The organism is Streptomyces endocoffeicus (assembly GCF_016741935.1).
Taxonomy (GTDB): Bacteria; Actinomycetota; Actinomycetes; order Streptomycetales; family Streptomycetaceae; genus Streptomyces; species Streptomyces endocoffeicus.
In genome coordinates this window covers 182,632-199,643 of record NZ_JAERRG010000020.1, presented here as the reverse complement: position 1 = coordinate 199,643, position 17,012 = coordinate 182,632, and the positions used below count along the sequence as shown (strand labels likewise).

General features: G+C 72.3%; 15 protein-coding genes. 8 read left to right on the top strand and 7 right to left on the bottom strand.

The features are described from left to right. Positions 1-65: 65 nt before the first annotated feature. On the bottom strand, positions 66-1,145 hold the full coding sequence (locus JK364_RS37455) for an ABC transporter ATP-binding protein (protein WP_201855848.1): 1,080 nt from the start codon (positions 1,143-1,145) through the stop codon (positions 66-68). Positions 1,146-1,285: 140 nt separating this feature from the next. Between JK364_RS37455 and JK364_RS37450 the strand changes: the two genes are divergently transcribed. The 4 genes from JK364_RS37450 to glpK all read left to right on the top strand — a co-directional run bounded on the left by JK364_RS37450 (position 1,286) and on the right by glpK (position 5,599). Then, positions 1,286-1,789, top strand: coding sequence for a Zn-ribbon domain-containing OB-fold protein (locus tag JK364_RS37450; protein ID WP_307841488.1), 504 nt, complete (start codon positions 1,286-1,288; stop codon positions 1,787-1,789). Next, complete coding sequence (locus JK364_RS37445) at positions 1,786-2,976, top strand: lipid-transfer protein (protein ID WP_201855847.1); 1,191 nt, start codon at positions 1,786-1,788, stop codon at positions 2,974-2,976. The genes JK364_RS37450 and JK364_RS37445 overlap by 4 nt, the downstream gene beginning before the upstream one ends. A 311-nt stretch (positions 2,977-3,287) precedes the next feature. Beyond that, complete coding sequence (locus JK364_RS37440) at positions 3,288-4,052, top strand: MIP/aquaporin family protein (protein WP_201855846.1); 765 nt, start codon at positions 3,288-3,290, stop codon at positions 4,050-4,052. Between the two features lie 14 nt (positions 4,053-4,066). Next, entirely contained in the window at positions 4,067-5,599 is a 1,533-nt protein-coding gene (glpK, locus tag JK364_RS37435; protein ID WP_201855845.1) for a glycerol kinase GlpK, read from the top strand. 88 nt (positions 5,600-5,687) lie between these two features. On the opposite strand, the gene JK364_RS37430 is transcribed toward glpK, so the two are convergent. The 4 genes from JK364_RS37430 to JK364_RS37415 are packed head-to-tail and all read right to left on the bottom strand — an operon-like array spanning position 5,688 to position 9,887. Then, a complete protein-coding gene (locus tag JK364_RS37430) occupies positions 5,688-6,278 on the bottom strand; it encodes a GTP-binding protein (RefSeq protein WP_201855844.1) in 591 nt (196 codons plus the stop codon). Next, positions 6,259-6,654, bottom strand: coding sequence for a DUF742 domain-containing protein (locus JK364_RS37425; protein WP_201855843.1), 396 nt, complete (start codon positions 6,652-6,654; stop codon positions 6,259-6,261). Before JK364_RS37425 ends, JK364_RS37430 begins: the two co-directional genes overlap by 20 nt. Before the next feature lie 15 nt (positions 6,655-6,669). After that, a complete protein-coding gene (locus tag JK364_RS37420) occupies positions 6,670-7,098 on the bottom strand; it encodes a roadblock/LC7 domain-containing protein (protein ID WP_201855842.1) in 429 nt (142 codons plus the stop codon). Then, positions 7,095-9,887 (bottom strand): nitrate- and nitrite sensing domain-containing protein, encoded by a 2,793-nt coding sequence (locus tag JK364_RS37415; RefSeq protein ID WP_201855841.1) that lies wholly within the window; start codon positions 9,885-9,887, stop codon positions 7,095-7,097. The genes JK364_RS37420 and JK364_RS37415 overlap by 4 nt, the downstream gene beginning before the upstream one ends. 364 nt (positions 9,888-10,251) lie before the next feature. Here JK364_RS37415 and JK364_RS37410 point away from each other — a divergent pair, with 364 nt between their 5' ends. Then, a complete protein-coding gene (locus JK364_RS37410; protein WP_201855840.1) occupies positions 10,252-10,680 on the top strand; it encodes a hypothetical protein in 429 nt (142 codons plus the stop codon). Here JK364_RS37410 and JK364_RS37405 read toward each other — a convergent pair. Both JK364_RS37405 and JK364_RS37400 read right to left on the bottom strand, forming a co-directional pair. Further along, positions 10,628-11,830 carry an NAD(P)/FAD-dependent oxidoreductase gene (locus JK364_RS37405; protein ID WP_201855839.1) on the bottom strand — a complete coding sequence of 401 codons (1,203 nt, stop codon included), beginning with the start codon at positions 11,828-11,830 and terminating at the stop codon, positions 10,628-10,630. The genes JK364_RS37410 and JK364_RS37405 overlap by 53 nt on opposite strands. Beyond that, the gene (locus JK364_RS37400) at positions 11,827-12,189 is read right to left on the bottom strand and encodes a bifunctional 3-phenylpropionate/cinnamic acid dioxygenase ferredoxin subunit (RefSeq protein WP_201855838.1); all 363 of its coding nucleotides are present in this window, start codon (positions 12,187-12,189) and stop codon (positions 11,827-11,829) included. Before JK364_RS37400 ends, JK364_RS37405 begins: the two co-directional genes overlap by 4 nt. 151 nt (positions 12,190-12,340) lie before the next feature. On the opposite strand from JK364_RS37400, the gene JK364_RS37395 reads away from it, so the two are divergent. The 3 genes from JK364_RS37395 (at position 12,341) to JK364_RS37385 (ending at position 16,991) form a co-directional block, all read left to right on the top strand. Then, entirely contained in the window at positions 12,341-13,138 is a 798-nt protein-coding gene (locus JK364_RS37395) for an IclR family transcriptional regulator (RefSeq protein WP_201855837.1), read from the top strand. Between the two features lie 323 nt (positions 13,139-13,461). Beyond that, entirely contained in the window at positions 13,462-14,547 is a 1,086-nt protein-coding gene (locus JK364_RS37390; protein WP_201855836.1) for an S-(hydroxymethyl)mycothiol dehydrogenase, read from the top strand. Beyond that, entirely contained in the window at positions 14,544-16,991 is a 2,448-nt protein-coding gene (locus JK364_RS37385; RefSeq protein ID WP_201855835.1) for a GcvT family protein, read from the top strand. The genes JK364_RS37390 and JK364_RS37385 overlap by 4 nt, the downstream gene beginning before the upstream one ends. Positions 16,992-17,012 lie beyond the last annotated feature (21 nt).

Below are 17,012 nucleotides of genomic sequence, written 5' to 3'. Positions count from 1 at the left end.
TTGAGGCCCGGCCAGTATCGGGCCGGCGGTAGGCCCTGGCCAGGGTGCCTTCGGCAATGACAAGGTCAACTCGGCACCGGGAAGGCGTCCTTCTCGTCCCAGGACAGCCCGATCTCGCCGTCCCGGCGGGCGGATTGAGGGAGTCCGGTGAGGTTCTGGCGGAGCACGGTGAGCCGGTCGCCGTGCGGAAGCGCGATGGTGAAGCGGGTGTGCGCCCCGGCGTGCACGATGTCGGTGACGCGCCCCGTGACGGTCCGTCGGCCGTCGGAGGATGCCGCGGCTTCGGCGGGCGGCTCCGCGGGGTCCGTGAGCAGGATCCGCTCGGGCCGGATGGAGTACGTGCCGGGGCGGCCCACGACACGCACCGCGGCCTCGCCGCGCAGCAGGTTGGTGGTGCCGACGAAGCCGGCGACGAAGGCGGTGGCGGGGCGTTCGTACACCTCGACCGGCGGGCCGGTCTGCTCGATGCGGCCGTCGCGGACCACGGCGATGCGGTCGCTCATGGTCAGCGCCTCGTCCTGGTCGTGGGTGACCAGGAGGAAGGTGATCCCGGTGGTGCGCTGCAACTCCTTGAGCTCGGTCTGCATCTCCTGCCGCAGCGCCAGGTCGAGCGCGCCGAGCGGTTCGTCGAGCAGCAGCACGGCGGGCCGGTCGACGAGGGCGCGGGCGAGGGCGACGCGCTGGCGCTGGCCGCCGGAGAGCTCGGCGGGGCGTCGGGTGGCGAAGCCGTCCAGTCGTACGGTGGTCAGCGCCTCGCGGGCGCGGGCGAGCCGCTCGGCCTTGCGGACGCCGCGCACGGTCAGGGCGTAGGCCGCGTTCTGCTCGACGCTCATATGCGGGAAGAGCGCGTAGTCCTGGAAGACGGTGTGCGCGTCGCGGCGGTTGGGGGGCGTCGCGGTGACGTCCTCCCCGGCGAGTTCGATACGCCCCGCGGTGGGCTGTTCGAACCCCGCGATCAGCCGCAGCAGGGTGGTCTTCCCCGAGCCGGAGGGGCCGAGCAGCGAGAAGAACTCGCCCTCGCGGACGGTGAGATCGACGGCGTCCACCGCGCGCACCGTCCCGAAGTCCTTGGTGACGGCCTCGAGCCGGACGGCCGTGCGCGTCGTCGTGGCCCCGGTCCGCGTCCTGGTCTCCGTCTCCGCCACCGACCGCTCCCCTCGCCCTTCGGCTGATCAGGCCCGTGATCGCGGCCTGTGATCGCGGTCACTGTACCGGGGTTACGCGCGCCGCGGTCCCCGTGCCACACTTCTGACACATCGTCAGTTACGAGGTATCGGGAGGGGCCGTGTCCCCCACGCGAGAGCCCGTGGTCGACGGGTGGTTCACCGCCGAGGGCGGGGAGTTCCGGCTGCTGGGGACGTGCTGCCGGGACTGCGGGGCGGTGTACTTCCCCCGTGAGGACGCCTTCTGCCGTGCCCCGGGCTGTGCGGGCACCGAGCTGGCGGAGGTTCCGCTGTCCCGCCGCGGGCGGGTGTGGTCCTACACCGACGGCCGCTACCGGCCACCCGCCCCCTACCCATCCGACCCCGAGCGCACATGGCGGCCGTACACACTGATCGCCGTGGAGCTGGCCGCCGAGCGGATGGTGGTGCTGGGCCAGGGCGCCCCCGGGGTGACCCTCGCCGAACTGGCCGTCGGCATGGAGGTCGAGGTGGTGCCGGGGGTGCTGGCCGAGGAGGACGGGCGCACCCTCACCACCTGGCACTGGCGGCCCGTCCCCGAGGAGGGGCCGGTGCCCGACGAGCGGCCCGTTCCCGGGGAGCGGCCCGTTCCCGGGGAGGCGTCATGACCGGTGAGGTGGCGGTGCTCGGCGCCGGGATGCACCCCTGGGGGAAGTGGGGCCGCGGCTTCGTGGAGTACGGCACGAAGGCTGCGAGGGCCGCGCTCGCGGACGCCGGGCTCGAGTGGTCCGCGATCCAGTCCGTGGTCGGCGCCAACACCGTGCGCTGCGGCTATCCGGGGCAGGTCGCGGGCGCGACCTTCGCCAAGGCGCTGGGCTGGCAGGGCGCCCGTGTCACCAGCGTGTACGCGGCCTGCGCGTCCGGCGCGCGGGCCATCGACACCGCCCGCGCCCAGATCCTGTCCGGGATGGCGGACACCGTTCTGGTGGTGGGCTCCGACGCGGCACCCAAGGGGTTCTTCGCCCCCGCGGGCGGCGAGCGGCCGGACGATCCGGACTGGCTGCGCTTCCGGGTGCTGGGCGCCACCAACCCCGCCTACTTCGCGCTCTGGGCACGCCGCCGGATGACGCTCTACGGCGACACGGCCGAGGACTTCGCGCGGGTGAAGGTGAAGAACGCGGCCGCGGGCGCCACCAATCCGTACGCCCGCTACCGCTCCCCCGTCACCGCCGAGGAGGTCGCCGCGTCGCCGGTCGTCGCCGATCCGCTGCGGCTGCTGGACATCTGCGCGACCTCCGACGGGGCGGCGGCGCTGGTGCTCGGCAGCGTGGAGACGGCGCGGCGGCTCGGGATGGCGCGCCCGGTCCGCATCCGCGCCGTCTCGTCGGTCTCCCCCACCCATCCGCGCACCGCGCTGGACCTGCCGGACATCGCCACCGACTCCGCCCCGCCGGGCTCCCCCGCGCCCGATCCGTTCCGGCCCTCCATCGCGCGGGCGGCGTACGAGGAGGCGGGTCTCGGGCCGGAGGATCTGTCGCTGGCCGAGGTGTACGACCTGTCCACCGCCCTGGAGCTGGAGTGGTACGAGGACCTGGGGCTGTGCGCGCCCGGGGAGGGCGCGAAGCTGCTCCGCGAGGGGGCGACGGCTCCGGGCGGGCGGATTCCGGTCAATCCGAGCGGGGGGCTGGCGTCCTTCGGGGAGGCGGTTCCGGCACAGGCCATCGCCCAGGTGTGCGAGCTGACCTGGCAGCTGCGCGGGCAGGCGGGCGAGCGGCAGGTGCCCGGGGCTCGCGCCGGAATCACCGTCAACCAGGGGCTGTTCGGGCACGGCTCGTCGGTCGTCGCGGTCCGCTGAGCGGCGCCCGGGCGGCAACTCTCCGGTGGCTGCCGGGTGGCCGTTGAGTGACCGCCCGGTGCCCAAGTGGTGCCCGGGTGCGCGGCGATACCAGGGCAACGCCCTTACGGTTGTCACGAACACCGTTGCCGTCCATCACCTTGACGCCCCCTGACCACCGGTGAACACTGCTGCGGTGTCAGTCGGCGTCGCCGCGCGCAGGCTCTCTCCACGGTCACCCCCATGGGCGATTCCGATGCACCCGCACGCTCGAAAAGACCCAGCACGGAGGACCGGGGCCGTCCGCCCCGGGCGAGGTCCTAGGAGCCGCCATGAGCAATGGGGACATCTTCACCGGTGAGGTCATCGGCACCGCGATACTGATTCTCTTCGGGGCGGGCGTATGCGCCGCCGTCACTCTGAACTACTCCAAGGCCAAGTCGGCCGGATGGATCGTGATCGCCTTCGGCTGGGGCTTCGGCGTCATGGCCGGCGCGTACACCGCGGCCCCGCTGTCCGGCGCCCATCTCAATCCCGCGGTGACCGTGGGCGTCGCCGTGGACACCGGCGACTGGGACAAGGTGCCGCTCTACATCCTCGGGCAGCTGGTGGGCGCCGTGATCGGCGCGGTGCTGACCTGGGGGCTGTACTACGCGCAGTTCGCCGCCAACGCCGATGAGAAGACCGCCCTGCCCACGCTCGGGGTCTTCTCCACCGTCCCGGAGATCCGTAACCCGGTGGCCAACCTCGTGACCGAGATCATCGCGACCGCCGCGCTGGTGCTGCCGCTGCTCGCGTTCGGCCAGGTCGACGGAATCGGGATCGGACCGGTCACCGAGGGGGGCGGCACCGTGGTCCTCGGCTCGGGCATCTCCGTCCTGCTCGTCGCCTTCCTGGTGGTCGGCATCGGCCTCTCCCTGGGCGGGCCCACCGGCTACGCCATCAACCCGGCGCGCGACCTCGGGCCGCGCCTCGCCCACGCCCTGCTGCCCATCCCCAACAAGGGCACCTCGGACTGGGGTTACGCCTGGATACCGGTGGTGGGCCCGCTGATCGGGGCCGTGCTGGCGGGTCTCGTCTTCAACGCAGCCTTCTGACCGAAGGAGACGCCATGCCGCATCCGACGGACACCTACGTCGCCGCGATCGACCAGGGCACCACCTCCAGCCGCTGCATCATCTTCGACCGGAACGGCGCGATCGTCGCCGTCGACCAGCGCGAGCACCGCCAGATCTTCCCCAAGCCCGGCTGGGTGGAGCACGACGCCACCGAGATCTGGTCCAAGGTGCAGGCCGTGGTGGCCGGTGCGCTGGCCAAGGCGGGGCTGCGGGCCGACGAGCTGACCGCGCTGGGCATCACCAACCAGCGCGAGACGACGGTCCTGTGGGACCGCCGCACCGGCAAACCGGTGCACAACGCGATCGTCTGGCAGGACACCCGTACCTCCGGCCTGTGCGAGGAACTCGGCGGCGAGGTGGGGCAGGACCGCTTCCGGGACACCACCGGACTGCCACTGGCCAGCTACTTCTCCGGGCCCAAAGCCGCCTGGCTGCTGGACCACGTACCTGGGCTGCGCCGCCGCGCCGAGATGGGCGAGATCGCCTTCGGCACCATCGACTCCTGGCTGATCTGGAACCTCACCGGCGGCACCGACGGCGGAGTGCATGTCACCGATGTGACCAACGCCGGACGCACCCTGCTGATGGATCTGCGGACCCTCCAGTGGGACACCTCGATCCTCTCCACGATGCGCCTCCCCGAGGCGATGCTGCCGGAGATCCGCTCCTCCGCCGAGGTGTACGGCACGGCGGTCGGTCAGCTGGCCGGTGTGCCGGTGGCCTCCGCGCTCGGCGATCAGCAGGCCGCCGTCTTCGGCCAGACCTGCTACGGCGTCGGCGAGGCCAAGAACACCTATGGCACCGGCAGCTTCCTGCTGCTGAACACCGGTGACCGCCCGGTGCCGTCCAAGAGCGGGCTGCTGACCACGATGGGCTACCGGCTCGGCGGGGAGCGGCCCGTCTACTGCCTGGAGGGATCGATCGCGATCACCGGCGCGCTGGTGCAGTGGTTCCGCGACCAGCTGGGCATCATCCGCTCCGCCGACGAGATCGAACCGCTCGCCGCGAGCGTGGACGACAACGGCGGGGCGTACATCGTCCCGGCCTTCTCGGGGCTGTTCGCCCCGTACTGGCGCTCGGACGCCCGCGGTGTGATCACCGGCCTCACCCGCTATGTCACCAAGGCACATCTGGCCCGTGCCGTCCTGGAGGCGACCAGCTGGCAGACGCGCGAGGTGGTCGACGCGATGTACCAGGACTCCGGGGTGCGGATCAGCACGCTCAAGGTCGACGGCGGAATGACCGCCAACGACCTGCTGATGCAGCATCAGGCCGATGTGCTGGGCGTCCCGGTGATCCGTCCGGTGGTCGCCGAGACCACCTGCCTGGGCGCGGCGTACGCGGCCGGGCTCGCCACCGGCGCCTGGCAGGACCTGGACGAGCTGCGGGCCCACTGGAAGCGGGATGCCGAGTGGACCCCGCGGATGTCCGAGGAGGAGCGGACGCGCGAGTACGGCAACTGGCGCATGGCGGTGGAGCGCAGCTTCGGCTGGCACAAGGAGGGGCAAGGGGCCGAGGGCTCCTGAGCCGCGCCCGGCACCGGCGAACGGCGGCCCGTACCGCCGGCGCGAACGGCGGCCCGTACCCCGGACGGCGGGGTGCGGGCCGTGCCGTTCAGCCCCGCGCGGAAGCCAGCATCGCGTGCTCCACCACCGAGATCAGCACATGCTTGGCCGACTCGCGCTCCCGGGCGTCGCACAGGACGACCGGGGTGCCCGGGTCGAGGTCCAGGGCGTCCCGCACCGAGTCCTCCGGGTAGCGGTCGGCCCCCTCGAAGCAGTTGACCGCCACGGTGAAGGCGATGTCCCGCCGCTCGAAGTAGTCGATGGCGGCGAAGCAGTCCTCGAGACGGCGGGTGTCGGCCAGCACCACCGCGCCCAGCGCGCCGGTGGCCAGCTCGTCCCACAGGAACCAGAAGCGGTCCTGGCCCGGTGTGCCGAAGAGGTACAGCACCAGGTCCTCGCGGAGCGTGATGCGCCCGAAGTCCATGGCGACGGTGGTGGTCGTCTTGGACTCCACCCCCGCGATGTCGTCGACCGGCCGGCCCGCCTCGGTGAGGATCTCCTCGGTGCGCAGCGGTCTGATCTCGCTGACCGCGCCCACCAGTGTCGTCTTGCCCACCCCGAAGCCGCCGGCCACCAGTATCTTCAGCGTGACCGGTTCGACGATATGAGGGCGGCCCAGGTCAGAGTGCCCGTAGCCCATTGATCACCTCGCGCAGAATCCTCTCGTCCGGCAGTTCAGCCGGAGGTACGGGCCGGGACACTCGGACGAGTGCGGCGTGGAGCAGATCGCCGATGAGCACACGGATCACGCCGATCGGAAGGTCGAGCTCGGCCGCCAGTTCGGCGACGGACTGCGGGCTGTCCCGGCTCAGTTCGACGATGTCGATGTGCTCCGGGGACAGTGTCTGGTCGGCGACGGTCCGGTGGGTCGCGCTGTCGGCGACCACGACAGCGATCAGATCCAGCTTGTCCTCGGCGGCGCTGCGGGTGCGTCCCCGCGTCATCGCATAGGGCCTGACCACCGGTCCCGCCGCGTCGTCGAACCACCGGGCGGCGCGCTCCGGGTCTCCGCTCATTTCCCCCGGCCTCCGTCACCCGGTGGAGCGCGGGGCCGAGCCCAGATGCACGCCCACCCGCTTGACCAGCAGCGTCATCTCGTACGCTATCTGGCCCACATCGGAGTCGGCGTCCGCCAGGACGGCGAGACAGCTGCCGTCGCCGGCCGCGGTGACGAACAGGAAGGCGTCGTCGAGCTCGACGATGGTCTGCCGGACCCGGCCGACGTCGAAGTGGCGGCCGACGCCCTTGGCGAGGCTGTGGAAGCCGGAGGCCACGGCGGCCAGGTGTTCACCGTCCTCCCGGGACAGATCGCGTGAGCCACCGGTGAGGAGTCCGTCCCCGGAGAGCACCAGTGCCTTGCGGATGCTGCCCACTCTTCCGACCAGTTCGTCCAGCAGCCAGTTCAGCTCGCCCGACGCGTTGGGCGTTCCGTTGGGCGCTGCGGCGTTCGATGCGGTCATCGACCGTCCCCCTCATGTGTCGTTCCCTGGCTTGCGTCCGCGCCTCCGGATCCGGTGGCCGACTGCCGCCGACCGCGCTGCCAACCCCGTTGGAGCGAGGCCATGGTGGCCCTCGCCTGCTCGGCTTCGCGCTCGGGATCGGTCTCGGCAGTGGCTCCGTCGTCGGTCGGGGGTGCGGGATCGTTCTTCAGCTGCGGGGCCAGGCTGGCCTGCCGTACCCGCTTGGGGAGGCCGGAGGCCGCCCGCTGGGTGGGCACCGGGCTCTGCTCCGGGCCCCGGCGCTCCGGCCCCGTGCGCCGCGGGCCCTGGTCACGGCCCTGGCGCTGGGCCTGGTCCTGGCCCTGGCCCTGGCCTTGGTCCTGAGCCTGGGCCTGGCCCTGGCGTTCGGAGCGCTCGGCCCAGGACGGCTGCCCCGGGCCCTGCGGACGGCCGTGCCGTCCGCTGGACGTGCCCTCGACCGGCCGGCCGTGGTCGGCGACCAGAACCGGCGGGACACGGCGGGGCAGCGGCGCGGGGCCGCCGCCCGGTTCGGGGTCCGGGCCCGGACCGTCCGGAGCCTGCTGGTGCTGCTCCACGGTGGACGGAACGGGTCCGGTGCGCGCGGACTGGCGCGTCTTGAGGCCGCGGGCGCGGAAGATGCCGCCCACTTCGTCGTCCTCGTCGGGGTCGTCGTGGTGGGCCTCGTGCGTCAGCGACGCGGTCAGGGAGGCGAGCTGCGAGGCCTGCTCGGCCTCGTCGGCGGGCCCGAGCCGGACGTCGCCCACGCCGCGCCGCGCGGTATCGGCGTAACGGCCGCCGGCGTCGCGGCCGCCGGTGGCGCGATCGTCGGCGACGCGATCGTCGGCGACGCGATCGTCGGCGACGCGACCGCCGGTGTCCCCCCGGGCGCCGTCGTCGGTGAGCAGGTTGGAGGGGATGAGCACGATGGCCGTGGTACCGCCGTACGGGGAGGGCTGGAGCGAGACCCGCACCCCCTGCCGCTGGGCGAGCCGGCTGACCACGAACAGCCCGAGCCGGTCGGTGTCGGACAGCTCGAACTCGGGGGTCTCGGCGAGCCGGAGGTTGGCCTCCAGCAGCGCGTCGGGCGTCATGCCGAGACCGCGGTCGTGGATCTCCAGGGTGAAGCCCTTGGCGACCCGCTCGCCGTGCACCTGGACGGCGGTGTGCGGCGGCGAGAAGACGGTGGCGTTCTCCAGGAGTTCGGCGACGAGGTGGGTGAGGTCGCCGACGGCCGGGCCGACGACCGCGATCCGCGGCAGCCGGCGGATCTCGATCCGCTCGTAGTCCTCCACCTCGGCGACGGCGGCGCGCACGACGTCCATCAGCTGGATCGGCTTGCGCCACTGCCGGGAGGGCGCCGCGCCGGAGAGGATGACCAGACCCTCGGCGTGCCGCCGCATACGGGTGGTCATATGGTCCAGGCGGAACAGGTCGGACAGCTCGTCGGTGTCCTCGGTGCGCCGCTCCATGGTGTCCAGGAGGGTGAGCTGACGGTGCAGCAGCACCTGGCTGCGGCGGGCGAGGTTGACGAAGACCTCGGAGACGCCCTGGCGGAGTTCGGCCTGTTTGACGGCGGCCTCGACGGCGGCCCGCTGGAGGGTGTTGAGGGCCTGGCCGACCTGGCCCATCTCATCGGGGCCGTAGTCCAGCCGGGGCGCCTCGGTCTCCACGTCGATCTGCTCGCCCGCGCCGAGGCGGCGCATCACGCTCGGCAGCCGGACGCTGGCGACCTCCTGGGCGTCCCTGCGCAGCCGGGACAGATCGCGGACCAGGCTGCGGCCGATCCGGAACGAGACGAAGATGGAGACGATGAGGGCGACCAGGCCGAGGATGCCGGCGATGCCCGCCTTGAGCATCACGCTGCTGGCCACCGGGTCGATGCGCTTCTGGAGCCGGTCGGTGGCCTCCTCGCCCAGCCGGTCGTAGTCGTTGAGGACGGGCTGGGCCGCGGCCTCCCAGTGCTCCTGGTCCAGCGACTTGATGGCCGTGGCCGGGTCCATCGAGGAGAGGATCTTGCCCTCGGCCACGCGCAGCGCGGCGGGGGCGGCGTTGGTGCGCCGGTAGTCGGCGAAGACCTTCTGCTCGGAGTCGGGGAGGATCGGCAGGTTGATCTCGTAGAGCAGGGTGCGCTCGGCGATGAGGTCGGACATCGCCTGGAGGTCGGCCAGCGTCATCTTGCGCGCCGTCAGCGCCGAGACGTACAGCGCGTCCTCGCGGGAGAGCGCCTCCCGGGCGCGGATCATGGCGACCAGCGCGCGCCCCTGTTTGTCGAGGTCGGTGTCGGGCACCGCGTGGAGGGAGCTGCGGAAGGTGTAGCAGAGGTCGACGAGCTTGTTGTAATACTCATACGCCTGGGTCGAGGAGATGCCGTCGTCCTCGACCTTGCGGCGCAGACTGTCCAGTCCGTCCGCGGCCTTGAGGATGTTGTCGAGCTGTTCCTCGGAGTCGTCGTTCATCTTGCCGTGCATATCGCCGTCCGACTCGGCGGCCCGCAGCTCGTCGATCGCCTGGTCGGTCTTGCGCTGCAGGGAGTGGAGCACGGGCAGGGCGTCCGACTGCCGCGGATCGGCCAGCAGGATGAGTGTCTGCCGGCGCTCCTTCTGGACGGCGTGCACCGCGTCCTCGGCCGGCTGGCCCGCCTTGTCGATGATGTCGGAAGCGTCCACCAGTTGCATTGCCTCGCGACCGGTGATCACCGTGGCGAACGCCCAGATCGCCGTCAGTGACACGAGCGGCACCAGCAACAGCGCCACGATCTTCCTGCGGATGGACTTACCGCGAAAGCGCATGGCCTCCCTAACGTCAACCCCGAATTCCTGGGGCGGGGTTCCGAGTTCCGACATCGAGCGGGCGCGAGCCTACTACTGCCGGTTGGACAGTTCGAAGGCGTGTCCACTTGATGCAGGGAGTCCCTTACGGTCCGCGATCAGGAGTTGTCCGGTGATTCCCCGACTTACTCCCCACTGTTCGGCGCTCCCCTCCGGCCACCGCATGCGGCCATCCGGCCGCGCTTGGCTTGTTTTCCCCTCCCCAGGGGAACCCGTGGTCGGTGCCATTCGTGATCCAACGGGGCACACTGGGGGGCATACGACCCAAGTCCCGCTATCTGACTCGGCCACGCCGGGGCGGAGCATGGAAAGGGGTGGGAGCGTCATGGACGCGATGGACAAGGATCGCGACATCCCGGCGCACGGGGTCCGGCCGTTGTGGACCGAGGAGCCGGCGCGCAGGCGACGGCTGCCCGATCCCGTCCGTACGGCGGCGGTGCGGGCGGTCATCATCATCGCCGTGACTCTGGTGGAGGTGATGGTCGCCCTGCTGTGCACCCTGGCGGGCTCGTGGTCCGCCTTCCCCGTCGTGCTCGCCACGGTGGCGAGCACGGTGGTGGCGACCTGGGGGGTGCTGGACGTGTGGGTGACCCGGCAGGTCTGGCGCCAGCGCTACGGGGTGGTGTCCCGGCCCAGCAGCACGGCCCGCGAGATGCGCCGCCAGCGCCGCCGGGAACGGGCCAAGGAGGCGGACCCGACGGTCACCTCCCGGCCGGCTGCGGAGCGCGGGCCAGCTCGCGGCGCAGCCGCATGAAGGGCCGGGGCCGGTCCACGCCGAGGGCGGCGGTGGGAATCCCGTCCCGTTCGTAGACGGCGAGGAAGCCGCCGCCCCCGGCCGGGTCCCCCTCGAGGATCCGGACCGGGTCCCCGGATTCGCGCCGCCCGGCGTACTGGATGCGCGCGCCGTACTGGTCGGACCAGAAGTAGGGGAGCGCGTCGAAGCGTTCGACGGTGGACCCGGCGAGCAGATTGCGGGCGGCCACGTCGCCCTGGAGCATGCCGCTGGTCCAGTGCTCGGCCCGGACGGTGCGGGCGGTGCCCGGCTGGGCCAGCCGGGCCACGTCCCCGACGGCCACGACGTTGGGCAGCGCGGTGACACAGCCCGCGTCGCACCGCACCCCGTCGTCCAGGGCCAGACCGGAGCCTTCCAGCCACTCGGTGACGGGACGCACCCCGACGCCGACGACCACCACATCGGCGGGCAGCACCCGCCCGTCGGAGAGCTCCACACCGGTGACCCGGCCGGCTCCGCGCAGACCGGCCACACCGGTGCCGCACAGCAGGGTGGCCCCGCCCCGCGCGTGCAGCCCGGCGCACACCCGGGCCATCTCCTCGCCCAGTTGGGGCACCAGCGGCAGCGGCGCCGCCTCCACGACGGTGACATCGAGCCCGAGGGCGGCGCAGGAGGAGGCCACCTCGGCGCCGATGAAGCCCGCGCCGATCACCACCGCCCGCTCGGCGCCCGCGCGCAGCCCGGCGCGGAGCCGGAGCGCGTCGTCGAGGGTGCGCAGGGTGTGCACCCCGTCCAGCGGCGGGAGGGGCAGGGTTCTGGGGGTGGCGCCGGTGGCGATGACGACGCCGTCGGTGCGCAGGGCGCGGCCGCCGGTGAGGCGGATCTCCCCGGCCGCGGTGTCCAGCGCCTCGGCCCGGACGCCGAGCAGCCACTCGGCGTCCAGCTCGGCCTCCTCCCCGGGGTCGGTGAGGGCGAGCGGGCCCAGCCCCTCGCCCGGGTCGCCGTCCCCGGTCAGGAACTCCTTGGACAGCGGCGGGCGGTCGTAGGGGCGGTGGTGCTCCGCACCGACGACGACCAGCCGCCCGTCGTACCCCTGGGCGCGCAGACCCCGCGCCGCGTGCAGACCCGCGAGCGAGGCCCCGACCACGGTGACCGTCCTGACCGCCGTCATGCCACGGCTTCTTCCGGCGCCGCGTGCACGGGCTGCCCGGGAACGGTCTGCACCGCGGGGTGGACATACAGCATTCCGTCCACGACGGTGACAGCGTGGGTCCGTACGGGCTTACGGGCGGGCAGACAGGTCGGCTCGCCGGATCGCAGATCGAACAGCGCGGCGTGCAGCGGGCATTCCACATAGCAGCCTTCCAGCCACCCGTCGGAGAGGGAGGCGTCCTGGTGGCTGCAGGTGTCATCGATGGCGTAGAACGCACCGTCGGAGTGGAACACCGCGATCGGCGCGGTGGCATCGCCGGCCTCGATACGCACCGACTCACCCTCCGGCAGGTCCTCGATACGGCAGACGGCAATCATTGGCCCCCCTCACGTTGATCGGTATCATGCGTTGTGGATAGTGCACTGAAAAGCGCGATGCGCAACAGAATCCAGATCGGGAAGGCAGCCGTCAAGAGTTCCCCGCCCCGAGGGGCCCCACGCAGAGCCGCCGGATGGTGAGATCAGAACCATGACGAACACGACCGAGGATCGGGCCGAGGAGAAGCGGGGGGCCGCCGGGGCAGTGCAGTCGGTGGACAGGGCGGTCAGCGTCCTGGAGATCCTTGCCAGACTCGGCGAGGCCGGAGTGACCGAGATCGCCGACGAGCTGGGGGTCCACAAGTCGACCGCCTTCCGGCTGCTCGGCGTACTGGAGAACCGCGGACTCGTCGGACAGGAGCGGGACCGGGGGAAGTACTACCTGGGCGCCGGGGTGCTGAGACTCGCGGGCGCCGCCGCCATCCGCCTGGACATCTCGCAGGAGGGCGCCCCGGTGTGCCGGGCGCTGGCCGACGAGACCGGCGAGACGGCCAATATCGCCGTCCTGGACGGGGACGCGGCGGTCAACATCATGCAGGCGCGCGGCGCCGCCGCGGTGACCGCCTTCAACTGGCTGGGGCGGCGCACCGCACTGCACGCGACCGCGAGCGGCAAGGTGCTGCTCGCACATCTGTCGGGCGAGCGCCGGGAGCGGCTGGTGACGCGGAAGCTGCCGCGGTTCACCGAGCACACCATCACCACCTCCGCCGAGCTGCGGCAGCAGCTGGAGACGGCGGCCGAGCGCGGGTACGCCTACTCCTGCGAGGAGCTGGAGATCGGGCTGAACGCGGTGGCGGCGCCGGTGCGCGGCCACGACGGCGCGGTCATGGGGGCGATCGGCGTCTCGGGACCGGCGTACCGGATGGCCCAGAGCCGGCTGCCCGATCTTGCCGAGTACGCCGTGAAGACCGCCGAGGAGCTGTCCCGACGGATGGGATTCCCCGGCTGACCCACCCCACCACCCCACCCACCCGACGAGGGGGCCGGATGACTCCGGCCCCCTCGTCACGTCTGTGCCCAGGCGTTCCGTGAGGCGTGCGATCTACGCGAATTCCCCCGTCAGCGCCGGTTCACAGACGGTTTACGCGCACCCCTTGACCGCACGGGGCGACGACTTTCAGGATGTCTCCCATCGCGCAACACGCCGCGCTATACGCAACTGGAGGGTAACCGGCGGCCGTTGAACGGCCTCGGTCTCACCCTCCTTCGAGGCAGTCATGCCAGCTCCCGTGCACCGGTTTCTGCGATCGCAGGAGAACAGAGGAGTGAGCCATGCCGCAAGAAGCCCGCGCCGTCGTCGCGGTCAAAAAGGGCGCCCCGGTGGAGGTGGTGCCCGTTCTCGTGCCCGAGCCCGGCCCCGGTGAGGTGCTGGTGGGAGTGCAGGCGTGCGGGGTGTGCCACACCGACCTGCACTACCGGGACGGCGCGATCGGTGACGAATTCCCGTATCTGCTCGGGCATGAGGCGGCCGGAGTGGTCGAGGCCGTGGGCCCCGGCGTCACCGCGCTCGCCCCCGGTGACTATGTGGTCCTGGCCTGGCGGGCGCCGTGCGGCGGCTGCCGCTCCTGCCGCCGGGGCCGCCCGTGGTACTGCTTCGACAGCCGCAATGCCGTCCAGCCGATGACCCTGACCGACGGCACCCCGCTCAGCCCGGCGCTGGGCATCGGCGCGTTCGCCGAGAAGACGCTGGTCGCGGCCGGGCAGGCGGTGAAGATCGACCCCTCGGCGCACCCCGAGGCGGCGGGCCTGATCGGCTGCGGGGTGATGGCCGGGTACGGCGCGGCGGTGCATACCGGCGGGGTGTCCAACGGCGACACGGTCGCGGTCATCGGCTGCGGCGGCGTCGGCAACGCCGCGATCGCCGGGGCCTCGCTGTCCGGGGCCCGCCGGGTGATCGCCGTGGACATCGACGACGCCAAGCTGGACGCGGCGACCCGCTTCGGCGCCACCGACACCGTCAACTCCCGTGGTACGGACCCGGTCGAGGCGGTGCGCGAGCTGACCGGGGGCTTCGGCGCGAATGTGGTCATCGACGCGGTGGGCCGTCCCGAGACCTACACCCAGGGCTTCTATATGCGCGATCTGGCCGGGGTGCTGGTGCAGGTCGGGGTGCCGGACCCGGAGATGCGCATCGATCTGCCGCTGATCGACCTGTTCTCGCGGGGCGGCGCGCTCAAGTCGTCCTGGTACGGCGACTGCCTGCCCAGCCGGGACTTCCCGGTCCTGGTCGACCTCCACCTCAGCCGCAAGCTGGACCTGGAGGCGTTCGTCAGCGAGACGATCACGCTGGACGAGGTCGAGGCCGCGTTCGCGAAGATGCAGCGCGGCGAGGTGCTGCGGTCGGTGGTGGTCCTGTGAACCCCGTTGATGCCCGTGTCGTGATCGTCGGGGCCGGGATCGTCGGCTGCTCCCTCGCCGATGAGCTGACCGCCCGTGGCTGGCGGGACGTCACCGTCCTGGAGCAGGGCCCGCTGCTCGCCCCCGGCGGCTCGACCTCGCACGCCCCCGGTCTGGTCTTCCAGACCAGCCTCTCCAAGACCCTGACCGACCTCGCCCGGTACACCGTGGAGAAGTTCTCCTCCCTCGAGGTCGACGGGCTGCCCTGCTTCAATCCGGTGGGCGGTCTGGAGATCGCCACCAGCGAGGAGCGCTGGGCCGATCTGCACCGCAAGGCCGGTCTCGCCGCCTCCTGGGGCGTACGGGCCGAGCTGCTCGGCCCGGCCCGGTGCGCCGAGATGTGGCCGATGCTGGACCCGGAGCGGATCCTCGGCGGCCTCCACACCCCGGACGACGGGCTGGCCCGGGCGCTGCTCGCCTGCCGCGCCCAGATGGAGCGGGCCGCCGCGCACGGCGCCCGGTTCCTGGACCGGCACACCGTGACCGCCATCGAGCGGGAGGGCGGCCGGGTGACCGCCGTCGTCACCGACCGGGGCACCTTCCCGGCCGACATCGTGGTCTCCGCCGCCGGCTTCTGGGGCCCGCTGATCGGCGACATGGCGGGGGTCCCCGTCCCGCTGCAGCCGCTGGCCCACCAGTACGCCAAGACCGGGCCGCTGCCCGGGCTCGCGGGGGTGAACGACCCCCGTACGGAGGCGAGCAAGCCGATCCTGCGGTTCCAGGACCGCGATCTGTACTACCGCGAGCACACCGACCGCATCGGTATCGGCAGCTACGCCCACCGCCCGCTCCCCGTGGACCCGGCGCGGCTGCCCGCGTACGACGACGCCCCGGTGATGCCGTCCTCGCTGCCGTTCACCCCGGAGGACTTCGCCCCGAGCTGGGAGGACAGCGTCCAGCTGCTCCCCGCGCTCGGCGCGAGCCGGGTCGAGGAGGGCTTCAACGGCGTCTTCTCCTTCACCCCGGACGGCATGCCGGTGATCGGCGAGTCCCGCGAGGTGCGCGGCTTCTGGCTGGCCGAGGCGGTGTGGGTGACCCACTCCGCGGGCGTCGCCCGGGCCGTGGCCGAGTGGATGACGGACGGGCGGCCGGGGACGGACGTCCATGAATGCGATCTGTACCGCTTCGAGGACGCCCAGCGCTCCCCCGCCTACGTCACCGAGCGGGGCCGGCAGAACTTCGTCGAGGTCTATGACGTCATCCATCCGCTGCAGCCGATGGAGCAGCCCCGTCCGCTGCGGGTCAGCCCCTTCCACGTCCGGCAGCAAGAGCTGGGCGGGTACTTCCTGGAGGCGGCGGGCTGGGAGCGGCCGCACTGGTACGAGGCGAACGCCCCGCTCGCCGAGTCCGTCGAGCTGCCCCCGCGCGACGCCTGGTCGGCCCGCTACTGGTCGCCCATCGCCGCCGCCGAGGCCAAGGCCACCCGGGAGCGGGTCGCGCTGTACGACATGACGCCGCTCAAGCGGCTGGCGGTCACCGGGCCCGGGGCGCTGGACTTCCTGCAGCGCATGACCACGAATCAGCTGGTGAAGAAGCCCGGCGCGGTCACCTACACCCTGCTGCTGGACGAGGCCGGGGGCATCCGCAGCGACCTCACCGTCGCCCGGCTCTCCGAGCACCACTTCCAGGTGGGCGCCAACGGCGGGCTGGACCTGGACTGGCTGCTGCGCCACGCGCCCGATGACATCCATATCGCGGACATCACGCCGGGCACCTGCTGCGTCGGCGTCTGGGGCCCGCTGGCCCGGGAGCTGGTCCAGCCGCTGACCCGCGACGACTTCTCGCACGAGGCGTTCGGCTACTTCAAGGCCAGGCAGACCTATATCGGCCATGTCCCGGTGACCGCGATGCGGCTGAGTTACGTGGGCGAGCTCGGCTGGGAGCTGTACACCACCGCCGACATGGGCCTGCGGCTGTGGGACACCCTGTGGGAGGCCGGACAGCGCCACGGGGTGATCGCCGCCGGGCGCTCGGCCTTCAACAGCCTGCGGCTGGAGAAGGGCTATCGCGCCTGGGGCCATGACATGACCACCGAGCACGATCCCTACGAGGCCGGGGTCGGCTTCGCCGTCCGGATGAACAAGGGCGACTTCACCGGGCGCGCAGCGCTCGAGGGCCGCTCCGAGGAAACGGCGGCGCGCAGGCTGACCTGTCTCACCCTGGACGACCCGGCCGCGGTCGTCCTGGGCAAGGAGCCGGTGTACGCCGACGGCGTCCCGGCGGGCTATGTGACCAGCGCGTCCTACGGCTACACCATCGGCCGGACCGTCGCCTACGCCTGGCTGCCCGCCGCGGCCGCCGTGCCCGGCACCGCCGTCCACATCGAGTACTTCGGCGAGAAGGTGCCCGCGACCGTCGCCGCCGAGCCCCTCTTCGACCCGCGCATGGAGCGCATCCGCCGCTGACCCCGAGCGCCGCCGCTGACA